We start from the raw sequence: 2,628 nt of genomic DNA, 5'->3' as shown, positions 1-2,628 counted from the left end.
GCCACCCAGCGCGCCCGGTCCGCGAACTCGCCCAGACGGATGCCGAACTCCCGCAGCCGCCAGGCCACCGCTCGCAGCTGCTCGGTGTCCACAGCGATCGCACCGCCGCTGCGGATCTCGAGATCGCTCACGCCCCGGCTCCAGCCAGACCGAAGCCGGGGTACCCACCCACGACGGGCCACGGAGATTGCGCGCGGACATCGGCGCGCAGATCGAGGGCGCGCTCTCGCAGCCCCCGCAACGCTGCAACGAGGTTCGCCATCTCGATCTGGAACTCCGCGACTGCCGCTGTCTCCCACCCGCCGACCCGCGCGATCGCCTCCGCGTCGGCAGCGAGGTCGTCAGCCCACGATGCGAGTGCCGCGAGCTGTGCCTGCACGACGCCTGCCGCCGGTGATGCCCACAGCTCATCCATTCCTCCACGGTCCCGACCCTCGGGGCGCGGGAGGCGGCATCCGTGACGTATTGTCGACGGTTCGGCCTCCCGCGAAACCGGGGAGGAGACGACGAACTGATGCGCTCGCCGGGCAGGAGGGGTATGAATGAACGCATGACTGCGAACGCCGTCGAGCCGTTTCGCGTCGTCTTCGTCTGTACCGGCAATATCTGCCGGTCCCCCATGGCCGAGGTCGTGTTCCGCGCCCTGGCCGACAGCGCGGGCGTCGGCGACCGTGTGCTCTCCACCAGCGCCGGCACCGGAGACTGGCATGTCGGCGAGCGCGCCGACGAACGCACCATCGAGGCCCTCGCCCGGCGCGGGTACGACGGCGCACGCCATCGAGCCCGCCAGTTCGGCAGGGCTGACTTCGACCGCAGCGACCTCGTGCTGGCACTCGATCGCAGTCACGAGCGGATCCTGCGGGGTTGGGCGCACTCCGACGCGGATGCCGACAAGATCGCCCTGCTGATGTCCTTCGACGCTGCAGCCCAAACCCTCGATGTGCCCGACCCCTACTACGCCGACGAAGCGATGTTCGACGAGGTGCTCGGTATGATCGAGAGCGCCAGCCGCGCACTCTTCCGCCAGCTGGAGCCGGCGCTTCGCCCCGCGCCCTGAGGCGATCATCGCCCGGCGTATCGGGAGCCCGGACCGCAGATCCGACAGGAGTACCGTGACCTCCCTGCCCCGTGAGCACGACGCCATCTCGTTCGGCGAGCAGCCGCTGAGTCCCCTCGACGGGCGGTACCGCACCGCGGTGGCACCCCTGAGCGACTACCTCTCGGAGTCCGGCCTCAACCGGGCTCGCGTCGAGGTCGAGGTCGAGTGGCTGATCGCCCTCACCGACCGCTCGCTCTTCGGCACGGCACCGCTCGATGAGGCACAGAAGGAGCGCCTCCGCGCGCTGTACCGCGGCTTCGGCGCCGACGAGATCGCGTGGCTGGCCGAGAAAGAGGCAGTGACCCGCCACGACGTGAAGGCCGTCGAGTACCTGGTGCGCGACCGCCTTGCCGAACTCGGGCTCGAGCACATCGCTGAACTCACGCACTTCGCCTGCACGAGCGAAGACATCAACTCGGCCTCCTACGCCCTCACGGTGCAGCGCGCCGTCACCCAGGTCTGGCTGCCCCGGCTCCGCGTCGTGATCGACCGGCTCGCGGGCCTCGCCCACGACCACCGGGAGGCCCCGATGCTCTCCCGCACCCACGGGCAGCCGGCAACCCCCACCACGATGGGCAAGGAACTTGCCGTCTTCGTGTGGCGGCTCGAGCGCGTCGAGCGGCAGATCGCGGCATCCGAGTTCCTTGCGAAGTTCTCGGGCGCCACCGGAACCTGGTCAGCTCACCTCGCCGCAGAGCCCGACAGGGACTGGCCCGCGCTTTCGCGCGAGTTCATCGAGTCGCTCGGGATCGGATTCAACGTCCTGACGACCCAGATCGAGTCGCACGACTGGCAGGTCGAGCTCTACGACCGGCTCCGGCACGCGGGCGGCATCCTGCACAACCTCGCAACCGACGTGTGGACCTACATCTCGCTCGGCTACTTCTCGCAGATCCCGGTAGCCGGCGCGACCGGCTCGTCGACGATGCCGCACAAGATCAACCCGATCCGCTTCGAGAACGCCGAAGCAAACCTCGAGATCTCGGGCGCCCTGCTCGCATCGCTCGGCCAGACGCTGGTCACCAGCCGCCTGCAGCGCGACCTGACCGACTCGACCACGCAGCGCAACATCGGCGTGGCTTTCGGGCACTCCCTGCTCGCGCTCGACAACCTGCTGCGCGGGCTCGGCGAGATCTCGCTGCGCCGCGACGTGCTGCTGGCAGACCTCGATGCGAACTGGGAGGTGCTCGCCGAGGCCATCCAGACGGTGGTGCGCGCCGAGATCGCGGCGGGCCGGTCGCAGATCACCGACCCGTACGCGCTGCTGAAGGACCTCACCCGCGGGCGCCGCGTCGGCGCGCCGGAGCTGGCGGAGTTCGTCCGCGGCCTCGACATCGGCGACCAGGCGAAGGAGCGGCTGCTCGCCCTCACCCCGGCCGGGTACGTGGGTCTCGCCGCCGAGCTGGTCCCGCCCGCGCGCTGACCCCGTGCGCTGACCCCGTGCGGACGAGACGGGCAGAGCCGGGATGCCGCGGGGGCGCGAGAATCAGAGGGTGACCTTCGAGCGCGACGCCCCGCCGCTGGCGCGG

At 70.3% G+C, this 2,628-nt stretch carries 3 protein-coding genes; 2 read left to right on the top strand and 1 reads right to left on the bottom strand.

What is annotated here, in order from left to right; genetic code table 11:
* Positions 1-127 precede the first annotated feature (127 nt).
* The gene (locus Q1V87_RS04145; RefSeq protein WP_300590965.1) at positions 128-415 is read right to left on the bottom strand and encodes a hypothetical protein; all 288 of its coding nucleotides are present in this window, start codon (positions 413-415) and stop codon (positions 128-130) included.
* A gap of 135 nt (positions 416-550) precedes the next feature.
* Between Q1V87_RS04145 and Q1V87_RS04140 the strand changes: the two genes are divergently transcribed.
* Both Q1V87_RS04140 and purB read left to right on the top strand, forming a co-directional pair.
* On the top strand, positions 551-1,057 hold the full coding sequence (locus Q1V87_RS04140) for a low molecular weight protein-tyrosine-phosphatase (RefSeq protein ID WP_300590964.1): 507 nt from the start codon (positions 551-553) through the stop codon (positions 1,055-1,057).
* Between the two features lie 55 nt (positions 1,058-1,112).
* Positions 1,113-2,522, top strand: a complete 1,410-nt coding sequence (purB, locus tag Q1V87_RS04135) for an adenylosuccinate lyase (protein WP_300590963.1) — start codon at positions 1,113-1,115, stop codon at positions 2,520-2,522.
* The last annotated feature ends 106 nt before the right edge of the window (positions 2,523-2,628 follow it).

The sequence above is a fragment of the Microbacterium sp. genome (assembly GCF_030149085.1).
Taxonomy (GTDB): Bacteria; Actinomycetota; Actinomycetes; order Actinomycetales; family Microbacteriaceae; genus Microbacterium.
Note: the sequence above shows the minus strand (reverse complement) of the source record. Positions and strands in the feature narration are given on the sequence as shown.

Bases quoted from the DNA above. Each gene is read 5' to 3' on its own strand.
- Q1V87_RS04140 (WP_300590964.1), top strand. From the start codon at position 551: ATGACTGCGAACGCCGTCGAGCCGTTTCGCGTCGTCTTCGTCTGTACC.
- Q1V87_RS04145 (WP_300590965.1), bottom strand. From the start codon at position 415: ATGGATGAGCTGTGGGCATCACCGGCGGCAGGCGTCGTGCAGGCACAG.